The 20,883-nt window shown below is 65.7% G+C and carries 21 protein-coding genes; 10 read left to right on the plus strand and 11 right to left on the minus strand.

Translation table 11 applies throughout. The annotated features are described in order from the left end of the window. Nucleotides 1-97 precede the first annotated feature (97 nt). Nucleotides 98-571 carry a GreA/GreB family elongation factor gene (locus FAZ11_RS07555; protein ID WP_137279484.1) on the plus strand — a complete coding sequence of 158 codons (474 nt, stop codon included), beginning with the start codon at nt 98-100 and terminating at the stop codon, nt 569-571. A gap of 326 nt (nt 572-897) precedes the next feature. Here the strand turns inward: FAZ11_RS07555 and FAZ11_RS07560 are convergent, their stop codons facing one another. The 5 genes from FAZ11_RS07560 to FAZ11_RS07580 all read right to left on the minus strand — a co-directional run bounded on the left by FAZ11_RS07560 (nt 898) and on the right by FAZ11_RS07580 (nt 4,245). Continuing rightward, entirely contained in the window at nt 898-1,182 is a 285-nt protein-coding gene (locus FAZ11_RS07560; protein ID WP_137279483.1) for a hypothetical protein, read from the minus strand. A gap of 16 nt (nt 1,183-1,198) precedes the next feature. After that, nucleotides 1,199-2,224: a TerC family protein gene (locus FAZ11_RS07565; protein WP_058776871.1), complete on the minus strand. Its 1,026-nt coding sequence runs from the start codon at nt 2,222-2,224 to the stop codon at nt 1,199-1,201. Nucleotides 2,225-2,367: 143 nt separating this feature from the next. Continuing rightward, entirely contained in the window at nt 2,368-2,799 is a 432-nt protein-coding gene (locus FAZ11_RS07570; RefSeq protein WP_137279482.1) for a DUF4440 domain-containing protein, read from the minus strand. A 140-nt stretch (nt 2,800-2,939) separates the two neighbouring features. After that, nucleotides 2,940-3,251, minus strand: a complete 312-nt coding sequence (locus FAZ11_RS07575; RefSeq protein WP_058765613.1) for a DUF6482 family protein — start codon at nt 3,249-3,251, stop codon at nt 2,940-2,942. Between the two features lie 91 nt (nt 3,252-3,342). Beyond that, nucleotides 3,343-4,245 (minus strand): LysR substrate-binding domain-containing protein, encoded by a 903-nt coding sequence (locus tag FAZ11_RS07580; RefSeq protein WP_058785441.1) that lies wholly within the window; start codon nt 4,243-4,245, stop codon nt 3,343-3,345. 197 nt (nt 4,246-4,442) lie between these two features. Here FAZ11_RS07580 and FAZ11_RS07585 point away from each other — a divergent pair, with 197 nt between their 5' ends. From FAZ11_RS07585 to FAZ11_RS07605, 5 genes are read left to right on the plus strand one after another with little or no spacing between them, the layout of a single operon-like run. Continuing rightward, nucleotides 4,443-5,270, plus strand: coding sequence for a transporter substrate-binding domain-containing protein (locus FAZ11_RS07585; RefSeq protein WP_240043622.1), 828 nt, complete (start codon nt 4,443-4,445; stop codon nt 5,268-5,270). Between the two features lie 10 nt (nt 5,271-5,280). Then, complete coding sequence (locus tag FAZ11_RS07590; protein WP_137279481.1) at nt 5,281-5,943, plus strand: amino acid ABC transporter permease; 663 nt, start codon at nt 5,281-5,283, stop codon at nt 5,941-5,943. Nucleotides 5,944-5,950: 7 nt separating this feature from the next. Then, nucleotides 5,951-6,628 (plus strand): amino acid ABC transporter permease, encoded by a 678-nt coding sequence (locus FAZ11_RS07595; RefSeq protein ID WP_137279480.1) that lies wholly within the window; start codon nt 5,951-5,953, stop codon nt 6,626-6,628. 11 nt (nt 6,629-6,639) lie between these two features. Then, nucleotides 6,640-8,139 carry an argininosuccinate lyase gene (gene argH, locus FAZ11_RS07600; RefSeq protein WP_137279479.1) on the plus strand — a complete coding sequence of 500 codons (1,500 nt, stop codon included), beginning with the start codon at nt 6,640-6,642 and terminating at the stop codon, nt 8,137-8,139. Then, the gene (locus FAZ11_RS07605) at nt 8,136-8,873 is read left to right on the plus strand and encodes an amino acid ABC transporter ATP-binding protein (protein ID WP_137279478.1); all 738 of its coding nucleotides are present in this window, start codon (nt 8,136-8,138) and stop codon (nt 8,871-8,873) included. The genes argH and FAZ11_RS07605 overlap by 4 nt, the downstream gene beginning before the upstream one ends. Nucleotides 8,874-9,026: 153 nt before the next feature. Here FAZ11_RS07605 and FAZ11_RS07610 read toward each other — a convergent pair whose 3' ends face one another. The 4 genes from FAZ11_RS07610 to FAZ11_RS07625 all read right to left on the minus strand — a co-directional run bounded on the left by FAZ11_RS07610 (nt 9,027) and on the right by FAZ11_RS07625 (nt 13,553). Next, nucleotides 9,027-10,079, minus strand: coding sequence for a lipocalin-like domain-containing protein (locus FAZ11_RS07610; protein ID WP_137279477.1), 1,053 nt, complete (start codon nt 10,077-10,079; stop codon nt 9,027-9,029). Then, nucleotides 10,069-12,528 carry an FtsX-like permease family protein gene (locus tag FAZ11_RS07615; RefSeq protein ID WP_137279476.1) on the minus strand — a complete coding sequence of 820 codons (2,460 nt, stop codon included), beginning with the start codon at nt 12,526-12,528 and terminating at the stop codon, nt 10,069-10,071. Before FAZ11_RS07615 ends, FAZ11_RS07610 begins: the two co-directional genes overlap by 11 nt. Further along, a complete protein-coding gene (locus tag FAZ11_RS07620; protein ID WP_137279475.1) occupies nt 12,525-13,199 on the minus strand; it encodes an ABC transporter ATP-binding protein in 675 nt (224 codons plus the stop codon). Before FAZ11_RS07620 ends, FAZ11_RS07615 begins: the two co-directional genes overlap by 4 nt. Before the next feature lie 63 nt (nt 13,200-13,262). Then, complete coding sequence (locus FAZ11_RS07625) at nt 13,263-13,553, minus strand: hypothetical protein (protein ID WP_058765024.1); 291 nt, start codon at nt 13,551-13,553, stop codon at nt 13,263-13,265. A gap of 256 nt (nt 13,554-13,809) precedes the next feature. On the opposite strand from FAZ11_RS07625, the gene FAZ11_RS07630 reads away from it, so the two are divergent. From FAZ11_RS07630 to FAZ11_RS07640, 3 genes are all read left to right on the plus strand, one after another. Then, entirely contained in the window at nt 13,810-14,586 is a 777-nt protein-coding gene (locus FAZ11_RS07630; protein ID WP_058789804.1) for a BamJ family beta-barrel-assembly machinery protein, read from the plus strand. A 149-nt stretch (nt 14,587-14,735) separates the two neighbouring features. Continuing rightward, the gene (locus FAZ11_RS07635) at nt 14,736-15,200 is read left to right on the plus strand and encodes a YkvA family protein (RefSeq protein ID WP_058765028.1); all 465 of its coding nucleotides are present in this window, start codon (nt 14,736-14,738) and stop codon (nt 15,198-15,200) included. Nucleotides 15,201-15,206: 6 nt separating this feature from the next. Beyond that, nucleotides 15,207-15,578, plus strand: a complete 372-nt coding sequence (locus FAZ11_RS07640) for a hypothetical protein (protein ID WP_058765030.1) — start codon at nt 15,207-15,209, stop codon at nt 15,576-15,578. A 3-nt stretch (nt 15,579-15,581) separates the two neighbouring features. Here the strand turns inward: FAZ11_RS07640 and FAZ11_RS07645 are convergent, their stop codons facing one another. Together FAZ11_RS07645 and FAZ11_RS07650 are read right to left on the minus strand one after the other, a co-directional pair. Next, on the minus strand, nt 15,582-17,327 hold the full coding sequence (locus tag FAZ11_RS07645) for a bifunctional diguanylate cyclase/phosphodiesterase (protein WP_058765032.1): 1,746 nt from the start codon (nt 17,325-17,327) through the stop codon (nt 15,582-15,584). A 93-nt stretch (nt 17,328-17,420) separates the two neighbouring features. Next, the gene (locus tag FAZ11_RS07650; protein WP_058765033.1) at nt 17,421-19,502 is read right to left on the minus strand and encodes a carboxy terminal-processing peptidase; all 2,082 of its coding nucleotides are present in this window, start codon (nt 19,500-19,502) and stop codon (nt 17,421-17,423) included. A gap of 236 nt (nt 19,503-19,738) precedes the next feature. Between FAZ11_RS07650 and FAZ11_RS07655 the strand changes: the two genes are divergently transcribed. After that, nucleotides 19,739-20,701: an NAD(P)H-quinone oxidoreductase gene (locus FAZ11_RS07655; protein WP_058765035.1), complete on the plus strand. Its 963-nt coding sequence runs from the start codon at nt 19,739-19,741 to the stop codon at nt 20,699-20,701. Nucleotides 20,702-20,883: the final 182 nt, after the last annotated feature.

Genomic DNA, 20,883 nt, shown 5'->3' on the forward strand with positions numbered 1-20,883 from the left:
GCCTACGGGTTCTGATCAGCGGACGGACGCTTCGCGCAGGCTGGCGGGGCGAAGGTTTTGGGCTTAGGCTCGCACCCTTTGCCCCGGCGATGGCTTCATGGACAAAGCGCGACTGCTCTCTCTCATCCTCCAGGCCTTGGAAGGCGACCGCGACGTGATTCGCCAGCAACTGGCGGCTAGCCACGAAGCGGCCACCCACAGCGAAAGCAAGGCCGAGAACAAATACGACACCCGCGGCCTGGAAGCGGCCTATCTGGCCGACGGCCAGCGCCGCCGTCTGCATGAGATCGAGTTGGCCTTGGCTGCCTACCGGGCGTTGACGCCGGTAGCAATGGAAGAAGGCATCCGCGTCGGCGCCCTGATCGAGTTGGCCACGCCAACGGGTAGTCGCTGGTTGTTCCTCGGCCCGGATGCGGCGGGTCTGAAGGTCAGGTTTGATGACCAGGAAGTGCTGGTGATCTCGCCGCGGGCGCCCCTGGGGCAGGCACTGCTCGGACGGGAAGAGGGGGATGAAGTCGCAGTGACGGTGGAGGGCAAGGTGCACCGGCAGGAGATCGTGGCGGTGCTCTGATGGCGACTTCTCTGTTGGTAGGCTATCGCGGCCATGCCGGTACGCCGTGACGACCGCTCCTACGGGTGCAGGCCTGACAGTTTGTCGCGATCAGGCGAGGCCCAATGGGGCTGAACGCCTGCTCTGATAGCCCCCTCTCCCTTCGGGAGAGGGTTGGGGAGAGGGCACCCCTCGCCACGAAGCCCAGTGGAAAAGGCTGCGCCGTTTTCCACGCTACTCAAGGTATCGCTGTGGCGATAAGACAGGTGCTCCTACAGGCTCCGCGCTAACCGTAGGAGCGGTCGCTACGGCGCACCGCCATGGTCGCGATAATGGCGTTCAAGCCCTCACGTCTCCACACCCTCCACCGTCTTGCCCGCCCTGGCCGGTGACGCTTCTTTTTTCTCCTTCGGCCTCTGCTGTTCCAACCAAGCACGGCTCTGCTTCTGGGCTTCGTCGACCTTCTTGTTGAGTTCGTCGAGGGTGCCGCCCAGGGTTTCCCTGGCCTGTTCCCGGGCGGCCTGTTCCACCTTGGTGGCGAAGCTGTCCGCAGCTTTTTCGGCGCTGTCACAGCCGCCGATGCCGAGCAGCAGGAGGATGCTGGCGAGGCCGAGACTGGTCTTGAGCATCATGATCCTCTCCCGTCACTCACGAAGGTTTCTTCAGCGAGTCGTGCGCGGTATGACCCGCAGAGGCGTTCTTGGCCTCGCCGCGGGTCTTGTACAGCGACACCAGCACACCACCGGCTAGCAGGCCCAGGGTCACGCTCAGGGAGATCGCCGGCGGGATCTTGCCGATGATGCCCACCAGGAAGATCTTGCAGCCGATGAACACCAGCACCAGCGCCAGGGCGTACTTGAGGTAGGCGAAGCGGTGGATCATCGCCGCCAGGGCGAAGTACAGGGCGCGCAGGCCGAGGATGGCGAAGACGTTCGAGGTGTAGACGATGAAGGGGTCCTGGGTGATGGCGAAGATCGCCGGCACGCTGTCCACGGCGAACACCAGGTCGGCACATTCGATCACGATCAGTGTGAGGAACATCGGCGTCACCCAGAGCACCGCCTTGCCGCTGGCGTCGGGCTGGCGCACGAAGAAATGATCGCCATGCAGTTCGTCGGTGACGCGCAGTTTCTTGCGCAGGAATTTGATGAAGACGTTGTCGTCGAGGTTGGGCTCTTCATCCACCTTGGCGAACAGCATCTTGACCCCGGTGATCACCAGGAAGGCGCCGAAGATATAGAGGATCCAGTCGAACTGGTGGATCAGCGCAGCACCCAGGCCGATCATGATGGCGCGCAGCACGATCACCCCGAGGATGCCCCAGAACAGCACCCGGTGCTGGTATTCGCGGGGGATGGCGAAGAAGCCGAAGATCACCGCCATCAGGAAGACGTTGTCCATGGACAGCGACTTCTCGATGAGAAAGCCGGTGACGTAGTCGAGGCTGGCGTCGGCGCCCTTGAGCTGCCAGACGAAGAGGGCGAACAGCAGCCCCGCACTGATGTAGCCGGCGGAGAGCAACAGGCTCTCCTTCACCTCGATGGGTTTGTTCTCCTTGTGGAGCACACCCAGGTCGAAGGCCAGCAGGGCGATGACGACGGCGAAGAAGGTGAGCCACATCCAGGTGGCGGTGCCGAGGAAGTCGGCGAAGAAGAATGCATGCAGGGCGTTCATGAGCCCCTCCTTAGTCAAGTTTCAAGACTATGACTCGACATGGCGGCTTAAGCCGTCAGAGGGGCCCGGGTCACCCAGACAGGATTTAGAACTGACGCACATTCGGCAAGGGTTGCATCTTTACAAAATGCAACCGCTCTAGCTCAGGCCTCCCGGGAGGAGTGGTGGCCGGTGATCAGCCAGCGACCATCGATCTGCTCGAAGGTGAAAAGAAAGCGCGCGGGGACGCTGACGACGGCATCGCCCTCGCGATAATGAAAGACGTAGAGACCACCCACTACCACGGTGCTGAGCTTGCTGCTGACCCTCTTCTTGAAGATCTGCACGTCGCACACCAGGCCTTCGTTGGCGAGGAAGTTGCGGAAGTATTCGCGGCGACTGTCCTGGCAATCCCGCACCTCGTTGGACAGGGTCGGCACCAGGATGGCGTCCGGCGCATAGAGGGCGAGGATGGCTTCCACATTGCGGGTGGCGACGGTCGCGGCCCAGGTATGCAGGGCGGCCTTGGCACCCGCCAGGCAGGCGATTTCTTCGTTAGAGCGGGCGGGCGCCGGGGCGGGACTAGCGTCTGACATGCGATGATCCTCAAAAGATGATGGATTGTTATAATATAACGATCCATCATCTTTTAGTTCGTGGCAATCACCGCTCGATAGGCGCTAGTGGCAGGGGGAGCGATCGCCGTCGCGCGGCGTCCGCGGAGATAGGCAGCGGATCAGCGATTCTCCACCTTGGACCGCAGCGGGATCTCTTCGCGGGAATCGGTCTGGGTCTCGGGCTGACCGACCATCTCTTCGTAGACCGCCGGTTGGGCGATGAACAGGCGGACGTCCTTGACGCCGTCGAGGATCCGGCGCGCTTCTTCCACCGAGGCCACGTGCAGGGTCGCGCCCTTGTCGTCGGCGACCGGAACCGAGGTGCCCTCCACCAGCGCATGGATGACGTAGGAGCCGCCCTCCATGGACACCAGATTGACTTCCTTGACCGCACCGGCCTTGACCTGCTGATTCAGCTCTTTGACATTCATCGAGACACCTCGGTTATCACGCTAACGAGCCTTGCGCAGCGGCAAGGGAGACATTACCGATTCGAGGTGGGAGCGGCGCCTGGAGTTCCGGTCACTGCCATCGCCGTACCGCTTCTTGCAAAGTGGCGCGGATCTCGGCGGCGAAGGCGAGGGTGAGGTTGCCGGCGGGCTTGTGATCGGCCAGCAGCAGATAGCTGGTGAAGCGAATCGCCGGCCGGAACGGGCGCATTTCCAGTCCGGCGTGCAGGTAATCCAGCGCCACCAGCGGACTGACGATACTGACGCCCAGGCCCAGGCCGACCATGGCGCAAATGGTGGCGGCATAGGGCGTCTCCAGACTCAGCCGACGGCGCTCGGTCAGTTCCTGGAAATGGCGGTCGATGCGCGTGCGGGTGCTGTCGCCCTGCACCAGGGAGATGAATTCCTCGCCAGCCAGGTCCGCGGGCGTCACCTCTTCCAGCTCGCTCAGGCGATGTCCGCGGGGAAAGACGCAGACGCCGGGTACGTCGCTGAGCAGTTCCGCCGCTACGCCAGGCAGTTGCTCACCCACATAGGAGGCCAGGCCCAGGTCGCAGAACTGCGAGGCTGCCCAGTGCGCCACCGTGGGGGAGTCGCTGGTGTGAATGGTGATGGCCACCTGCGGATACCGCTCGCGAAAACGTTGCACCACCCGCGGCAGCAGGGTGAGCGACAACGAAGGCACCGCGGCGAGGCGCAGCCGTCCGGTGCCGCCCTGGGCGATGGCGCGGGCCGAGGCCTGCAGGCTGTCCAGGCCGACGAAGGCGCGTTCCACGTCGCGGAACAGCGCGGCCCCTTCCTCGGTGGGCAGCAGACGCCCGGCGATCCGCTCGAACAGCCGGAAACCGCAATTGCGCTCCAATTGGCCGATGAGTCGGCTGATGTTGGGCTGCGAGGTATGCAGGGCCTCGGCGGCTGCGGTCATGGAGCCAGACAGCATCGTCGCGCGAAAGGCTTCCACCTGCTTCATGTTCATCCGCTCACCCCATATCAGATCCGTATGGCTGCCTAGCGTATTGGCATTTGCCAGCATGACGCCATAAGTCTTACAAAAGACCCAAGGCGCCATGAACGCCAGCTATAGACGACCCCCGCTGCACCCTTCGATCTGCCCTCGTAGCCCTGCCGCCGGCCACCGGCCCGGCGGCTGTCACCGCTCTTCTAGGAGGCAACATGTCGTATCGCGCGTTTACCGGTGCCGTCCTGGCGCTGGGTCTGGCCAGCCTGGTGCAGGCTGCAGCCTTGCCCCCCGTCCCGCCCGCCCTCACCGAAGCCGGCATGCTGCGCGCCGGGGTGCGCTGCGACCAGCCACCCTATGGCTACCAGGACAGCAACGGCGATTTCGCCGGCGTGGAAGTGGAGATGTCCCGGCAGATCGCCAAGTGGGCCCTGGGCTCGCGGGACAAGGTGAGCTTTACCTGCGTCACCGCCGAGAATCGGGTGCCGCAACTGCTCGGCCGCAAAGTGGACATGCTGATCGCCACCCTCGGGGTGACGCCGGAGCGGCAGCGGGTGATCGACTTCACCACCCCCTATCGCTGGGGCGCGAGCGATGTGCTGGTGCGCAAGGACAGCGGCATCGATTCCATCGCCGCCCTGCGTGGCAAGACCCTGGCCACCCTCAAGGGTTCGGTACAGGCCAAGTGGTTCGAAGACCACGAGCCGGAGATCAAGACCCTGCGCATGAACAGCGCCGCCGATGCCCTGCAGACCTTTCGCCAGGGCAGGGTGGACGCCTATACCCATGACGCCGCCACCCTGGTGGTGGTGACCGCCCATGACGATGGCGTCCGGCTGGTGGGTGAGCCTTTCCAGATTTCCGATGCGGCCATTGGCGTGCGCAAGAACGAGGCGCAGTGGCGTGACTATCTCAGCGCCGCAGTGGCGCGGATGCACGAGGAGCATCTGTTTCGCCCCTGGGTGGAGCGCCTGGTGCCGGAAAACATTCGCAGCTACTACCTGAGCGTATTCGAAGAGCCGCGTCCCGCAGAAAGGCACTAGGAGCACGGTCATGGACTTCGACCTCGACTATCTAATCGCCCAGTGGCCGGCGCTGCTCGACGGCCTGCTGATGACGCTCAGGGTCTCGCTGCTGGCGATCGCACTGTCGCTGGTCATCGGCGTCGTCGGCGGCGCGGTTCGGCTGTTTCGCGTGCCGGTGCTGGCGCAACTGGCCGCCGTCTATGTCGAGGTGATCCGCAATACGCCGATCCTGGTGCAGCTGTTCTTCATCTTCTACGGCCTGCCGGCGGTGGGCCTGGGGCTGTCGCTGTTCTGGTCCGGGGTGGTCTGCCTGTCGCTGTGGGCGGGTGCCTACCAGATCGAGAATCTGCGCGGCGGCCTGGCGACGGTGGAGCGGGGCATGCGCGAGGCGAGCCTGGCGCTGAATCTCCAGCCCTGGCAATTCTTCTGCCTGATCGCCTTGCCCATCGCCGTGCGCACCGCCTTGCCGGCGGTGCTCAACACCGCCATCTCGCTGCTGAAGAACTCTTCCTACCTGCAGGCCATCGGCCTGGCCGAGCTGACCTTCGTCGCGGTGGATCGCATCGCCACGGATTTTCGCGCCCTGGAGATGTTCAGCGCCATCTGCGTGCTCTACCTGGGACTGGTGGCGGTGCTGGCCCTGGCGACGCAGCGCCTGTCCGCCCATCTGCAACGACCGTTTCGGCAGTGAGGCGAGCATGAGCCTGTTTCTGGAAAACTGGACTTTCGTGATCAAGGGCCTGCTGATGACCCTGCAGTTGGCGCTGGTGGTGCTGCTCTTCACCACCCTGGTCTCGGCGGTGTTCGGGGTGCTGGCCACCTTGCCGCAGCGTTGGCTGGGTTGGCTGATCCACGGCTACGTCGAGCTGTTCCGTTCCATCCCGCTGATCGTCAACGTCTTCTTCATCTTCTTCGGCGCCCCGCTGCTGGGGCTGGACCTGTCGCCCTTCGCCGCGGTCACCACCGGCCTGACCCTCTGGGGCAGCGCCAACGGCATCGAGATCGTCCGCGGCGGCTTGCAGGCGGTGCCCCGGCACCAGTGGAAGAGCGCCTGGGCGCTGGGCCTGCCGCGCTGGCGCATCTACCTGCACATCGTCGGGCCCCAGTCGCTCAAGGCCATCCTGCCGGCCTATACCGGACTGCTCACCCTGCTGGTCCAGGCCACCTCCCTGGGCGCCCTGGTCGGGGTGGGCGAATTCCTCAAGACCGGCCAGACCCTGATCGAGCGCACCACCATGATGACCGGCGCCAGTCCGGCCTTCGCCGTCTACGGCACGGTGCTGCTCGTCTACTTCGTCATCTGCTCGCTGCTCAGCTGGCTCAGCCGCTACCTCGAGCGGCGCCTGGGTCGTCCGCTGACCCGCAATCCGTCCTAGAGAGGCATCCCATGCAAGAATCCAAGGTCAGCCGTCGGCTCCGGGAGGCCACCGCGCCCGAAGTCTGCGACTTCATCTACGCCCCGCGCCTGGCCGGCTTCGCCGAGGGCTTTCCCTATCTGGGTGACGTCAACAAGGCCCATGTGGTGATGCTCGCCGAACAGGGCCTGATCGACCGCGCCCAGGCTGCCGCCCTGGCGCGCGGCATCCTCGACCTGGAAGCCGCCGGTCCTGGCGCGGTACCCCTCGACCCGCTGCGCGAGGATGCCTATTTCAACTACGAGGCGGCGCTGATCGAACGCCTGGGCACGGACGTCGGCGGGCGGCTGCACATCGGCCGCAGCCGCAACGACATCCTCGCCACCCTGGATCGCCTGCGCGCTCGGGATGTCCTCGCCGAGGTGCTGGAGACGCTGCAGCAGGTGCGCGCCACGGCCCTGGAAGGGGCCGAGCGGCATGCCGCCACGGTGATGCCGGGGCATACCCATCTGCAGCCGGCGCAGCCGATCACCTATGGCTTCTATCTCGCTGGCGTGGCCCAGGCCTTGGAGCGCGACAGCCTGCGCCTGGCTGCTACCCTCGACAGCATGAATCAGAGTCCGCTTGGGGCAGCGGCCTTCGCCGGCACGCCCTTCGCCATCGACCGGGCGCGTACCGCCGAGCTGCTCGGCTTCGACGGCTACCTGGACAATGCCCTGGACGCCGTGGCCTCCCGCGACTTCATTCTCGAAGGCCTGTCGCACCTGAGCCTGCTGGCGGTGTTCTGGAGCCGGGTGGCCCAGGACTATTTCGTCTGGGCCACCCATGAATTCGGCCTGGTGGAGTTTCCCGACAGCGTCGCCGGCACCTCCAGCATCATGCCGCAGAAGAAGAATCCGGTGGTGCTGGAGTACCTCAAGGGCCGCAGCGGCCACATCGCCGGATTGCTGATGGCCGCCACCATGACGGTCAAGGGTACCCACTTCAGCCACAGTGGCGATGCCAATCGCGAAGGCACCCGCGGCTTCTGGGAGGCCGCGGAGGAAAGCCTGCGCTGCCTGCGGCTGCTGGACCTGGTGCTGCGTACGGCAGAGCCCGAGGCCGCGCGCGGGCTGGAGCGCAGCGCCCGGGATTTCTCCACCGCCACGGGCCTGGCCGATCTCATCGTGCGCGAGGGCGGGCTGTCGTTCCGCGAGGCGCACCATGTGGTGGGCGCCGTGGTGCGCCAGGCGTTGGACGCGGGGCTGCCCGCTCACGCCATCGACAGCGCCATGCTCGACCAGGCCGCCCAGGCGGTGATCGGTCGCCCCCTGGGGCTGGACGCCGCGCGCGTCGGCGAAAGCCTGGACCCCACCGCCAACGTTGCCTCACGGCGCTCGCCCGGCGGACCCGCTGCCCCAGCCCTGGCCCGGACCCTGGCGGCCGCCCGGGCGCGTCTCACCCTGGAGCGGCAGCGCCAGGAGGCAAGGCGCGAACGGCAGGTGCAGAGCCAGGCGCGCCTGGATGCCAATCTCAGGGCGTTGATCCAATGAGCGCACTGCTGAAGGTGCGCGGCCTGAGCAAGAGCTTCGGCGAACAGCAGATCGTCCGCGGCGTGGACCTGGACGTCGCTGCCGGTGAGGTGGTGGTGGTGATAGGACCCAGCGGCTCGGGCAAGTCGACCCTCATCCGCTGCCTCAACAGCCTGGAAGAGCCGTCGGCCGGCACCGTGGAGCTGGACGGCGTCCCGGTGCATGCCGGCGACCGCCGCGCCCTGGCGACGCTGCGGCAGAAGGTCGGCATGGTGTTTCAGGACTACACCCTGTTCCCGCACCTCTCGGTGCTGCGCAACCTGACCCTGGCGCCGGTCAAGCTCGGGCGGCTGAGCGCCACCGAGGCCGAGCGCCAGGCGCGGGCGCTGCTGGCGCGGGTCGGGCTGGCGCACAAGGCCGATGCCTATCCGGCCGAGCTTTCAGGCGGCCAGCAGCAGCGGGTGGCCATCGTCCGGGCGCTGGCCCTGCAACCGCAACTGCTGTTGTTCGACGAGCCGACCTCCGCACTGGACCCGGAGACGGTCAACGAGGTGCTGGCGATCATGAAGGACCTGGCCCGCGAGGGCATGACCATGATCGTCGTAACTCACGAGATGGGCTTCGCCCGCGAGGTGGCGGACCGGGTGCTGTTCTTCGACGCGGGCCGCATCCTCGAAAGCGGCCCGCCGGCGCAACTGTTCGGGACCCCGCAGCAAGATCGCACCCGACAGTTTCTCGCCAATGTGTTGCACTAGGCTCTGTACGAAAAGTCGCCGAGCGAAGGTTAGGCGAGGCCTAGGCGGCCCCACGAAAAAAGCTGAGGAAGCGGAGTTTACAAATGGTAAATGAGCATTCCGAAGCCTTTTTCAACGAAGCATCACCGAGCGCAGGCATTTTTCGGACAGAGCCTAGTAGCCCGTCATCTCCAAATAGCCCACCCCCTTGGCGCTACCCTCCACGCTGACCGGACCCTCCCAGTAGGGTGTGCCCAAGGCCATCCAGGCGTTGGGGTTGAGCGCACTGATGCGCAGGTCGACGTCTCGTCCCGGCAGGGCGATGGACCAGCGCACCGGCACCTCACGGCCGGCTACCGGGTGCGTGGCCAGGGGCGCGAGGCGGATGTCGCCGGGATGCAGGGGCTGGTTGTGGCCATCGGCGGCGATCAGGTTACCGAACAGGTAATGCTGGCCGTCGGCCTGGCGCAGGCGATAGAGCATCAACTGGCGACCGTCGTCCAGGTGCAGGGAAAACCAATCCCAGCCCAGTTGATCCGCCGCCAAGTGCTGGCTGCTCCATTCGCGATCCAGCCAGGCCAGCCCCTTGACCGGGATACGCCGGCCCTCGATCTCCAGTTCGCCCTGGGCCTGGAAGAACGGCTGGCTGTAGTAGTAGGACGCCTGGCCGCTGGCGGATTTTCGACTGACGCCGCCTTCGCCCTGGAGTACCAGCGGGCCGGTAGCGGCGAGGTCCAGCCGATAGGCGAAGCCCGGGCCCTGGGCCTGGACCTCGGCCTGGCTCGCCAGATCACCTTGCAGACGCCACGCGTCGATCCAGGCGGAGAAGGGGCTGGCCGTCACCCCGGCCTGGCCGACGCCGCCACGACCCTGGGTCTGGGCGGAGAATTGCCGGGTTTCGGTGGTGAGTCCGGCATGGCCCAACCAGAGATTGCCATTGCTCCAACCGGGCTGGTCGGCGCCAGGGCGCAGGGCGCTACGGAACAGCGTCCACTGGACACCGTAGCGATGGCCTTCGGCATCACTGAGATTGGCCGTGACGTACCACCACTCGATGCGGAAATCCGGGTGGGCACCGTGATCCGCCGGAAAGCTGAACACCTTGCCGGGCACCACCGCCGCGAAGTTCTCGCTGCCTTGGCCCAGTCCGGCGAAGCCTTCCGGGGCCGGTTTTTCATCGCAGCCGGTCAGCAGCAGAAGTGCGACCAACAGCGCCCTAGCGTTCATTGCCGAGCTCCCGTAGCAGGTCCAGCGGTTGACTGCGCCTGAGCCGCAGCAGGGGCCAGGCGGCGGCCAGCAGGGTCGCCAGCAGGGCGATCCCGGCCAGCGCCAGCAACTGACCGGGGAAGACTTGCAGGGGTAGACGCCAGCCAAAGGCCTGGACGTTCACCACGGCCACCAGGCACCAGGCGAGCAGGATACCGAGCGGCATGGCCAGTGCGAGGGTGAGGAGGGCAAGGCCCAGTAGTTGCCCAAGGCTGAGCAGGATCAGCCGCGGCCGTTCGATCCCCAGCGCCCACAGCGGCGCGAGTTGGCCGAGACGGCGCTGCGCCTGACCGAGCAGCGCGATGAACAGCGCCAGTCCGGCCACTGCCAGGGTCAGGGCGTTGAGGGCGGCGGTGGCGCTGAAGGTGCGCTCGAAGACCTGGTCGGCATAGCGGCGCAGCTGACCCTGGTCGATGGAGCGACTGGCGTCCAGGCCGAACTGCTGCTGCAGCCTGTCACGCAGGGCATCCACCTGGGCCGGTGCCAGGCGCACCACGATGCGGACCGGAATCGCGTCCGGCCACAAGGTGCGTAGCCGCGCCTGGGACAGCAGCAGATGACCGCGCGGATTGCCGTAGTCGGCGTAGGTGGCGAGGATGGGCGCGGACCAGGCGCCTTGGCTACCCCGCAAGTCGATCCGTTGGCCGGTGGTCACCCGCAGGCGCCGTGCCAGCTGTTCGCTGAGCATCACCCCCTCACCGGCGAAGAAGGGCGTCCAGGCAGCGGCCCCGGCATCGAGCAGCGGCCAGTGCTCGCGATAGAGTTCAGCGTCCACTACGCCGCTCAGGGTCGTCGGTTGTCCCTGCAAGGTGACCTCCTGCTCGTACACGGGCAAGACCGCCCGGACGGTGGGCTGACTCGGTAGCCAGGCTTGCAGGTCAGCCGCCTGGTTGGCGTCGGTCGGGCGCAGGTAGAGTTCGGCCGCCAGGCGCTGATCGAGCCAGCCGTCGAAGGTGCGGCGAAATCCTTCGGTCATGCTGCCGGCGCCGACATTGGCCGCCAGGGCCAGCAGCAGCGCCATCAGGGCCTGGGACAGCCCAGGCAACTGCTGCCGTGCATCGGCGAGGAACCAGCGGGCGAGTGGCCGCTGCGCCCGTTGCAGTAGCAGGTCCAGCACGGCGCTCAGCAGCGGCGGCAGGGCCAGGGCCGCGGCCAGGAGCAGACAGCCGAGCAGGGCGAGCCCGCTGGCCAGGCTGTTGCCGCCCAGCAACAGGCCCAGCCCCAGCAGCGCCACCAGCAACGCGGCCAGCGCCTGGCGCCTGAGCCAGCGGCCATGGGCGGCGCGCCAGGCTTCGCCCTGGGCCAGGGCCAGCACGGGCAGCCGTGCCGCGCGCCAGAGGCCGTCAGCTCCGGCCAGTAGGGCGCCGCCCAGACTCAGCCCGAGTCCGGCCAGCCACCAAGCCGGGCTCAGGGTCAGGCTGCCGGCCACCTCTGCGCCATAGAGCCCGCGCAGGCTGGCCGCCACGTCCGGCAATAGCACGGCCGCCAGGCCATAGCCACTCGCTACGCCCAAGGCACCCGCCAGCAGGGCGATAAGGGCCAATTCCAGCGCCAGCGCCGTGACCAGGGTCGCCGCCGCGAGGCCACAGGCGCGCAGGGTGCGCAGTAGTGGGCGACGCTGCTCCAGGGCCAGGCCAATGGCGGCATGGACGATGAACAGACCCACGGCGAAGGCCAGCAGGCCGAGCGCCAGCAGATTGAGGTGGAAGCTGTCGGTCAGGCGCCCCAGTTCGGCACCCTGGTCGTTCTCCACCCGGTGCAGGCGGGTACCGTCCAGGGGCGGCAGTTTGCGTTGGAAGGCCTTGGGCAGGATCAGCCGTGACAGCTGGCCGGGTGCATCCAGCAGGCGCTGCGCCTGACCGATGTCCACCACCAGCGTTCCAGGTGCCAGGCCTGGGCGGCGCTGGAGTGGCGGCAAGACCATGCCGTCCGTACGCCGCAGTACCTCGCCTTCCCGCAGCTGCCATTCACGCAGGGTTTCCGGGGCGATCCAGGTGGTACCCGCTGGGCTGAGGAAGTCGAACAGGGCCGCGGGCGCTGCGCTGGCCGCAACGCCGCCATCGCTGGGCAGGCTGACCGGCTCGATACCCAGCAGGGGCACCGGACGCTCGCGTCCCGCCAGGGCCAGCCGTCCTTGCAGCACGGGCGAGACCGGCCAGCCTTGGCGGCGCAGGTCGACGAACACCTGCTGCGGGAAGCGACCGCCGTCGCGCACCTCCAGGGCAGCCTGATTGGCGCCGAACAGGGCACTGGCCTGGGCATAGCTCTGCCGCGCCTGGGCGTTGAGCGCCAGCACGCCGATGAGCAGGGTAGTGGCCAGCCAGAGTCCCGCCACCAGCCCGGCGAGTTGCAGCGGATGGCGCCGCCAATGACTGGCGAGGCTGTGCAGGCTCCAATAGAGCAGCCTCATGGGAAGAGGGAGGCCGCGCCGCTCAGGCGGCCCCGTTCCAACTGCAGGGTACGGTCGAGCTGACTGGCGATACGAGCGCTGTGGGTGACCATCAGCAGACTGCTACCGGTCTCCGCCACCAGTTCCAGCAGCAGGGCCAGGGCCTGGTCGCCGCTGGCTTCGTCGAGGTTGCCGGTGGGTTCGTCCGCCAGCAGCAGCGGTGGGCGCGAGGCGAGGGCCCGTCCCAGGGCCACACGCTGTTGCTGACCGCCCGACAATTGCTCGGGATAGCGATCCAGCAGGGCGGCGAGCCCCAGCCGGGTGGCCAGTTCGGTCTGCCAGTGCGGATCGTGGCGGCCAGCCAGACGCGCCTGGAAGGCGAGGTTGTCCTGCACCGTGAGGCTGGCGATCAGATTGAATTGCTGGAAGATCAGCCCGATGCCCTCGCGCCGCCAGGCAGCCAGGGCGCCTTCGTTCAGGCGGGACAGCTCACGACCTGCCACCTCGATACGGCCACCATCGGGGCGGTCGAGACCGGCGACCAGATGCAGCAGGGTACTCTTGCCACTACCGGATTCGCCCATCAGGGCCAGGCTGGTTCCCTGGGCGAGGGTGAGATCGACGCCACGCAGCACCGGCAGCGGGCCCTGGGGCGTCGGATAACTCTTGTGCAGATCGGTGATGGTCAGCATCGCGCCTCCCGCGCCGGTCGTCATGGACAGTCGACCGGGCGCCGGCAGCGTCGTTCGGTCCGGCTAGCGGCGTTTCGAGTTGGCCTTGCCGGCTTTCTCGTCCGCCTCGCGCTGCAGGCGCTCGCATTTACGGACCATGGCGAGGTAATACACGGCACTGCCGGCGAACAGGATGACGGGTAGGGCCATGGACATCTGCAGCAGGTCGCCAGGGAAGGCGGAGGGTACCCAATGGTGGTAGAGCAGGATGCCGATACCCAGGAGCACCGAGTAGAGCAGGCCGTAGCCGCCGGCCTTGCGCGATTCGCGGGCGAGGTCGAGGGGCGGGCGGTTCAAATCGTTGGGCTCGAACATGAAGGTCTCTATCAAGCGCTGAGGAAGGCGCTAGTTTAGCGCCTGCAGCCGCGCCGGTCGCCTGCTGCCGGGAGGGCGGGCGCCATCCGGCGTGGCACCCGCCTGCACTCCGTTCACCCGATGTTCAGGTAGACCTAGGCTTGAAATCTTATCCTTTGCAGCCATTTAGAGGCCTGGCGATGGCAAGCGAGCAGGTCTCCTTGTAAGCTCGATCAGTTATTTGAACGCGCACGATGCGCACGGATAAGGAATCAACATGAAACAGTATCGGTTGGCAGCAGCGGTGGCCCTGGTGGGTCTGGTTCTGAGCGGCTGCGACTCCAAGCCCAAGGTCGAGCTGGAAAGCCCGGCCCAGAAGGCGTCCTACGGTATCGGCCTGAACATGGGCAAGAGCCTGGCCCAGGAAGGTATCGATGACCTGGATCCCAAGGCCGTGGCCCTCGGTATCGAAGACGCCGTCGGCAAGAAGGACCAGAAGCTGACCGATCAGCAACTGACCGAAGCCTTCGCCGCCCTGCAGAAGCGTGCCGAAGAGAAGATGGCCAAGGTCAGCGAAGACAATGCCAAGGCCGGCAAGAAATTCCTCGAAGAGAACGGCAAGAAGCCTGGTGTGATCACCACCGCTTCCGGCCTGCAGTACGAAGTGGTCAAGAAGGGTGACGGCCCGCAGCCCAAGCCCACAGACGTGGTCACCGTGAACTACGAAGGCAAGCTGGTCGACGGTACCGTGTTCGACAGCTCCATCAAGCGCGGTACCCCGATCGACCTGCCGGTCAACGGCGTGATTCCGGGTTGGGTCGAGGCGCTGCAACTGATGCACGTCGGCGAGAAGATCAAGCTGTACATCCCCGCCGACCTGGCCTACGGCGCCCAGAGCCCGAGCCCGGCGATTCCGGCCAACTCCGTACTGGTGTTCGACCTGGAACTGCTCGGCATCAAGGATCATGGCGCCGCGGACGCCGAAGACGCCCCGGCTGCACCGGCCACCGATGCGGCACCGGCTACGACCGAGAAGGCGCCGGCCAAGAAGTAACTGGCTGCACCAAGCCCGCGAACGCCCTGCTTGCAGGGCGTTTTCCATTGGGGCACTGGAAACCCTCGCGGCCCTTTGCGATCAGAGTTCTAGCGTGCCGTGCTGCCTGAGTTCGCGCACCGCTCGTGTCCCTAACCTTCGAGGTGCCCATGAAGCCGCCGAAGAATTTTGATCGCTATCTCGGTATCGCCCAACGCCTGCTGATTCGTGGACGCCTGCCCGCCTTGCTGCTGGGGGTGGCGCGCAAGACCCGCCAGCGTGGTCTCAAGCTGGGTGATGCGCGCGATACCCTGAACCTGTTCCATCAATTGCTGCTGGCCTGGTGGCGCGGCCAGTACCGTGGCATCAGCCGCAAGACCCTGCTGACGGTGGCCGGTGGTCTGGTCTATTTCCTGCTGCCCATCGATCTCATTCCCGACTGGGTGCCCATGTTCGGTCTGCTCGACGACCTCGCCGTATTGGCCTGGATCGGCAAGGCCTGCAGTGGCGAGCTCGACGCCTTCCGCACCTGGCGCGACAATAGATCCGCCACCCAGCAGGCCGCCTTGGCCGCGCTGCCGGACAAGCACGAGCGCCCCGCACCGGGAGTCGCGCTCGACCAATTGCGGGATTGAGTTCTCTTGAGTGTACGTATCAGCCGCCAGCATTGGTTGGCCCTGCTGGACGAGTTGGAAAGCGCCCGACGCAGCCGCAGCCTCTTGACCTACCGCTCGGTGATCGAGCGGCTGGGGCTACCCCAGCCCGCCATGGTGACCCTGACCACCGCTCTGGAGTACCTGGCCGCCCTCGACCGTCGCGAGGGTAGGCCGCTGCGCAGTGCTTTGGTCGTGAGCCAGAGTGGCACCCGCATTCCCCGTGAGGGTTTCTTCGACTGCGCCCTTCGGCTGGGCGCCCTGGACGGCTCGCCGCAGGTGACGGATGCGGTTGCCTGGCATGCGGCCGAGGTGACCCGGGTGTTCGAACATAGCTATCCCGATCACCGTCAGGCATAGACCTCAGGCGCGCATCAGGTGCAGGCTGTAGCCAGGCACCATCTTGGCATTGCGCTTGGCTTCCGACGCCAGACCTGCCAAGGCGCTGGCATCCACCCGCTTGCCGGCATCCCGGTCGAGTTCCACCACTCCGAGCGACAGTGACAACAGCGGATACTCCCGCCGGCGGCCGTCTCGGTCGTAGGCCAGGAAGCAACCGGCCTCCAGATGCTCGCTGCGATAGAAATACCGGCAGCGCTCCTGAAAGGCCGCCATCAGGCCGTTGAGGCGTTGCCGCCAGTCTGCGGAGCCCAGCACCACCAGGAAGTCGTCACCACCGATGTGGCCAACGAAGTCCTGATGCGGGTCCAGGCGCTCGGACAGCGTCTGCGCCAGGCAGAGCAACACCTCGTCGCCCTTGGCGTAGCCGTATAGGTCGTTGAAGGGCTTGAAGCCATCGATGTCGACGTAGCACACCACGGCTTCACGTCGTTGATCCAGCAACCGGGTCAGGCACTGCTGGATGGGCACGTTGCCCGGCAGCTGGGTGAGCGGGTTGGCATGCTTGGCCTGCTGGATGCGCTGTTCGGTGATCAACCGCAACAGGTCCATGACCCGGCCGACCCCGACGTAGCGACCGCCTTCGGTGATGATGAAGTCTTCCTCGATACGCTGGCGCGCACGGGCGGTGAGCAGGCGGCTGACCTGTTGCAGGGACTGGGTGGTTTCGGTGGCCAGGAAGTCCTGGCTCATCAGTCGCGCGATGGGCTTGCGGGCGAACACCTCGTGGGCGAAGGGCTTGAGCAATGCCGAACTCAGCTCATGGTGATGGATGATGCCTACCGGTCGATCATCGTCGTCCACCACGGCCAGGGTATTCAGGCTGGGTTGCAGGCGAAAGCGTTCCAGTACTTCAGGGATGAGCATGTCCTGGCCGACCGCCACCTGTTCGATCCTGAGGCTGGCGATGGTGGTCGACTCCTCGGCGAGCTCGGGGCTGCGGGTCACGATGACCGGCAACAGGGTCTGGATCTCCCGCGGCGGCGTCGCGCTCGGTCGACTCAGCAAGTAGCCCTGAACCAGATCGACGCCCATGTTCGCCAGCGTGGACAGTTCTTCATGGGTCTCGATGCCTTCGGCGATCACCCGTGCCCGGGAGGCGTCAGCCATCTTCAGGATGGAGCCGACGAATTCGCGCTTCACCTGGTCGCGGTGGATGGACTCGATGAAATGGCGGTCGATCTTGACGAAATCGGGGCGCAGTTCCGACCAGCGCCTGAGGCTGGAATAGCCGGCGCCCAGGTCGTCCAGGGCAATGGAAAAGCCCATGGCGCGATAGTGGTGCAGGGCGGTGGCCAACAGTGCGAAGTCGTCGATGGGGGCCTGTTCGGTCAGCTCGATCACCACCTGGGCCGGCGAGAGCCCCAGCCGCTGCAGCAGCTTGAGGGTCTGACCGGACTGGTGCGCGGGCTCCAGCAGGGTTTCCGGGCAGACATTGAGAAACAGCAGCCCTTCCAGCCCCAGTTCACGAAAGCTCTGGCAGGACTGCTGGCGGGCGGCGATCTCCAATTCGGAGAGGCGCCCCGTCTGGCGTGCCGTGGCGTAAAGCGGCAGGGGCGAGTGCAAGGGGGTGTTGGAGGCGCCACGGATGAGCGCCTCGTAACCCAGGATACGGCGCTCGCTCAAGGACACTATGGGTTGGAAGAGCGAATGCAGCTCCCGATTGGCAAGAATGCGCTCCAACACTCCAGCCTGGTCGTTCAGTGTCATGGTTAAGCCTGCGAGAACCCTATAACGAAAATGCCCGGGGGCCACTTGTGGCGGCCCCCGGGCATTTCACGACAGTCTTGTGACGTTTTGATGTCAGCGCTTGGGCGGGGTATGGCTCAAGTCCAGGTAATCCAGCAGTACATGGCCGGACTCCATCAGATAGGCATCGTCCTGGGGCTTGGTCTTGTCGTCATCGATTGCCGGATTGTCTTCGTCGATCTTCTTCAGCTCCTTGAGCGGTGCCTCGCCCTTGGCTTTGCGACGCTCGTTTTCCATGGCCAGTTGGCGATTGTCCAATGTGGTCTGCTCGGCGCGCCGCTTCTGCTCGTCGAGACTCACCGTGGTGTCCGCCGCCAATTCCTCGGCCAGCTTCAACCGCTCGCGAGCGAAGATGAAGTCGGGATCCTTCTGCGCCCGGGCATCATGGCGCTTGATCAGCTCGGGTAGATAGTTGGCGAAGGGATTGCTCAGCCCGGTGACCGCCGGGGCGATGGTGTCCCAGGGCATGGAGTCGGGCAGGGCGCTTTCGCCGATCTGCTTGGTATCCACCACCGCCGGGTAGTCGATGTCCGGCAGCACGCCCTGGTGCTGGGTGCTTTGGCCGGAGACGCGGTAGAACTTGGCGATAGTCAGCTTGAGCTCACCATGATTGAGCGGCTGGATGGTTTGCACCGTGCCCTTGCCGAAGGTCTGGCCGCCGACGATGAGCGCGCGGTGATAGTCCTGCATGGCACCGGCGAAGATCTCCGAGGCCGACGCCGAGAGGCGGTTGACCAGGACGGCCAGCGGCCCCTTGTAGAAGGCACCGCCTTCGTCGTCGGCCAGCACCTCGACCTTGCCGTCGCCATTGCGCACCAGCACGGTGGGACCCTGGTCGATGAACAGGCCAGTCAGCTCGGTGGCTTCCTGCAGGGAGCCGCCGCCGTTGTTGCGCAGGTCCATGACGATGCCATCGACCTTGTCCTTCTGTAGCTCGCCGATGAGCTTCTTCACGTCGCGCGTGGTGCTCTTGTAGTTCGGGTCGCCGGCGCGATAGGCCTTGAAGTCCAGGTAAAAGGCCGGGACGGTGATCACGCCCAGCTTGTAGTGCTTGCCTTCGTGGAGTACGTCGATCACGTGCTTCTGGGCGGCTTGCTCCTCGAGCTTGACCGCTTCACGGGTGATGGTGACGATCTTGGTCTTCTGGTCGTTCGGTGCGTTGTTCGCCGGGATGATCTCCAGGCGCACCTTGGAGCCCTTGGGCCCGCGGATCAACTTGACCACCTCGTCCAGGCGCCAGCCGACCACATCGACCATCTCGCCGTCGCCCTGGGCCACGCCGACGATCTTGTCGCCGGGGGCGACCTGCTTGGACTTGTCCGCCGGACCAGCCGGCACCAGGCGCAGGATCTGCACGTAGTCGTTGTCGTTCTGCAGCACCGCACCTATGCCTTCCAGCGACAAGCTCATGTTGATGTCGAAGTTCTCCGCGCTTTCCGGCGAGAGATACTGGGTGTGCGGGTCGTAGGATTCGGCGAAGGCATTGATGTAGGTCTGGAAGACGTCTTCGCTGCGGATCTGGTTGAGGCGTGCCAGCTGATTCTTGTATCTCTTGGTCAACTGCTGCTGGATCTGGGCGTCGGTCTTGCCGGACAGGCGCAGCCGCAGCACCTCGTCCTTGAGCTTGCGCCGCCAGAGATCGTCCAGGGCCGCGGTGTCCGCTGCCCACGGCGCCTTCTCGCGATTGGTGTTGAAGGACTCGTCGACCTTGAAGTCGAGCTTGCCGATGCCGGCGTCGAGCAGCCCCAGGCCATAGTTGAGTCGCTCGGCCACACGCTGGGCATAGCGGCGGTAGATGGCGAAGCCCGGTTCGAGGTTGCCCTGCTTGAGGTAATCATCGAAGCGGGTGCGGGACGCATCGAATTCGCGGATGTCGGCGGCGGTGAAATACAGCCGCGCGGGATCAAGCATCTTCAGATAGCTGTCGTAGATCTTGATCGACTGGGCATCGTTGAGCGGCGGCTTGCTGTAATGATGACGCTTGAGCAGCTCGACGATGTTGAGGCTGGCGATGACCTGGTCGCGGTCGGGTTGCAGCTTGTCGACGCTAACCGGTGAGTTGGACTTGGCGAAAAGAGGGGTTGCGCTGATGCCAAGCATTACAACGAGGGCGGTACGGGACAAGAGCTGCTTCATGTGTATTCGACTAATGCACGGAAAGGAATAGGCTATAGGCCGTCCCGGGCCCGGGCGGTTCCGCGGCCAAGGGAAGTATGACGGGCGCTGACGAAAGTCGTCTGGAGGCGGTCTGAGGGTGGGAGCGACAAGCAGACGCGGCTGTGACAGCCCTCCGTCTTCAGGTCCGCTCGACTCCCGCAGAACCCGCCGGCGCAGGCGCTTTTCGTCAAAGCCTGAGCCACTATGGAGGCACCGTGAACGCATTGCAAGGTATCGAAGGGCAACTGGAATGGCAGTCATTGAGCGCTCGCGCTCTGGCGCCTGGGGAAATCCGCATCCGCGTGGCGGCTGCCGGTCTCAATCGCGCCGATCTGCTGCAATTGGCGGGAAACTACCCGCCGCCGCCCGGCGCACCGGCCACCCTGGGCCTGGAGTGTTCGGGCGTGGTCAGCGAAACCACCGCGGATTCGCGCTGGCAGGTCGGTGATCGCGTCTGTGCGCTGCTCGCCGGGGGTGGCATGGCCAGCGAGGTGGTGGTGGACGGCCGTCAGGCCGCTGCCGTACCGGAGGGCGTGTCGCTGATCGAGGCCGCCGCGCTGCCCGAGGTCTGGGCGACCGCCTGGAGCAACCTCTTCGACTTGGCCGCTCTGCAGCCGGGCGAGAAGGTCTTGCTGCACGCTGGAGCCAGTGGGGTTGGCTCGGCGGCCATCCAGTTGTGCAAGGCCTTCGGCAATCCCTGCTGGGTCAGCGTGGGTTCCCAGGAGCGCCTGGCCCACTGTGAGCGTCTCGGCGCCGAGGGCGGGGTATTGCGCAAGACCGATCTGGAAGGTCTGCGCGACTTCGCCCCCTTCGATGTGATCCTCGATCCGGTCGGTGCGGGTTATGCGCCACTCAATCTGGACCTGCTGGGCCGGGATGGTCGCTGGGTGCTGATCGGACTCATGGGCGGACGCGAAGCCGAACTGGATCTGGCCAAGGTCCTCGGCAAACGCATCCGCCTGATTGGCTCGACGCTGCGCAACAGGTCCGTCGAGTTCAAGGCCAAGACCATGCTGGCGCTGGAGGAAAAGGTGTGGCCGCTGTTCGCCAAGGGGCAACTGAATGTCAACCTCGAACGGCGCTTCTCTGCCCAGAACGCCGAAGCCGCCTTCGCCGCTCTGGAAAGCAACGAAGTGAACGGTAAGGTGGTGTTGGTGCTGGACGAAGGGCTCGAATAGGGCGAGTCATCCCCCATCGATCGCTGCCAGAGCGGTCCGCCGTAGGTTGGGCTTAGGTTGGGTTGAGCGTAGCGAAGCCCAACAGGTCCTGCTCGCATCCGCCAATGTTGGGCTTCGACGATAGAGGCGTCTCAACCCAACCTCCGAAAACAGCGGCAACCCGTAGGGGCGGCCATGAGGCG

The organism is Pseudomonas rhizoryzae (assembly GCF_005250615.1).
Classification (GTDB): Bacteria; Pseudomonadota; Gammaproteobacteria; order Pseudomonadales; family Pseudomonadaceae; genus Chryseomonas; species Chryseomonas rhizoryzae.

Coding starts and splice junctions, on each gene's coding strand:
- FAZ11_RS07590 (WP_137279481.1), top strand. CDS start 5,281: ATGGACTTCGACCTCGACTATCTAATCGCCCAGTGGCCGGCGCTGCTC.
- FAZ11_RS07565 (WP_058776871.1), bottom strand. CDS start 2,224: ATGAACGCCCTGCATGCATTCTTCTTCGCCGACTTCCTCGGCACCGCC.
- FAZ11_RS07555 (WP_137279484.1), top strand. CDS start 98: ATGGACAAAGCGCGACTGCTCTCTCTCATCCTCCAGGCCTTGGAAGGC.
- FAZ11_RS07630 (WP_058789804.1), top strand. CDS start 13,810: ATGAAACAGTATCGGTTGGCAGCAGCGGTGGCCCTGGTGGGTCTGGTT.
- FAZ11_RS07580 (WP_058785441.1), bottom strand. CDS start 4,245: ATGAACATGAAGCAGGTGGAAGCCTTTCGCGCGACGATGCTGTCTGGC.
- FAZ11_RS07635 (WP_058765028.1), top strand. CDS start 14,736: ATGAAGCCGCCGAAGAATTTTGATCGCTATCTCGGTATCGCCCAACGC.
- FAZ11_RS07605 (WP_137279478.1), top strand. CDS start 8,136: ATGAGCGCACTGCTGAAGGTGCGCGGCCTGAGCAAGAGCTTCGGCGAA.
- FAZ11_RS07570 (WP_137279482.1), bottom strand. CDS start 2,799: ATGTCAGACGCTAGTCCCGCCCCGGCGCCCGCCCGCTCTAACGAAGAA.
- FAZ11_RS07610 (WP_137279477.1), bottom strand. CDS start 10,079: ATGAACGCTAGGGCGCTGTTGGTCGCACTTCTGCTGCTGACCGGCTGC.
- argH (WP_137279479.1), top strand. CDS start 6,640: ATGCAAGAATCCAAGGTCAGCCGTCGGCTCCGGGAGGCCACCGCGCCC.
- FAZ11_RS07585 (WP_240043622.1), top strand. CDS start 4,443: ATGTCGTATCGCGCGTTTACCGGTGCCGTCCTGGCGCTGGGTCTGGCC.
- FAZ11_RS07620 (WP_137279475.1), bottom strand. CDS start 13,199: ATGCTGACCATCACCGATCTGCACAAGAGTTATCCGACGCCCCAGGGC.
- FAZ11_RS07575 (WP_058765613.1), bottom strand. CDS start 3,251: ATGAATGTCAAAGAGCTGAATCAGCAGGTCAAGGCCGGTGCGGTCAAG.
- FAZ11_RS07645 (WP_058765032.1), bottom strand. CDS start 17,327: ATGACACTGAACGACCAGGCTGGAGTGTTGGAGCGCATTCTTGCCAAT.
- FAZ11_RS07595 (WP_137279480.1), top strand. CDS start 5,951: ATGAGCCTGTTTCTGGAAAACTGGACTTTCGTGATCAAGGGCCTGCTG.
- FAZ11_RS07615 (WP_137279476.1), bottom strand. CDS start 12,528: ATGAGGCTGCTCTATTGGAGCCTGCACAGCCTCGCCAGTCATTGGCGG.
- FAZ11_RS07650 (WP_058765033.1), bottom strand. CDS start 19,502: ATGAAGCAGCTCTTGTCCCGTACCGCCCTCGTTGTAATGCTTGGCATC.
- FAZ11_RS07625 (WP_058765024.1), bottom strand. CDS start 13,553: ATGTTCGAGCCCAACGATTTGAACCGCCCGCCCCTCGACCTCGCCCGC.
- FAZ11_RS07560 (WP_137279483.1), bottom strand. CDS start 1,182: ATGATGCTCAAGACCAGTCTCGGCCTCGCCAGCATCCTCCTGCTGCTC.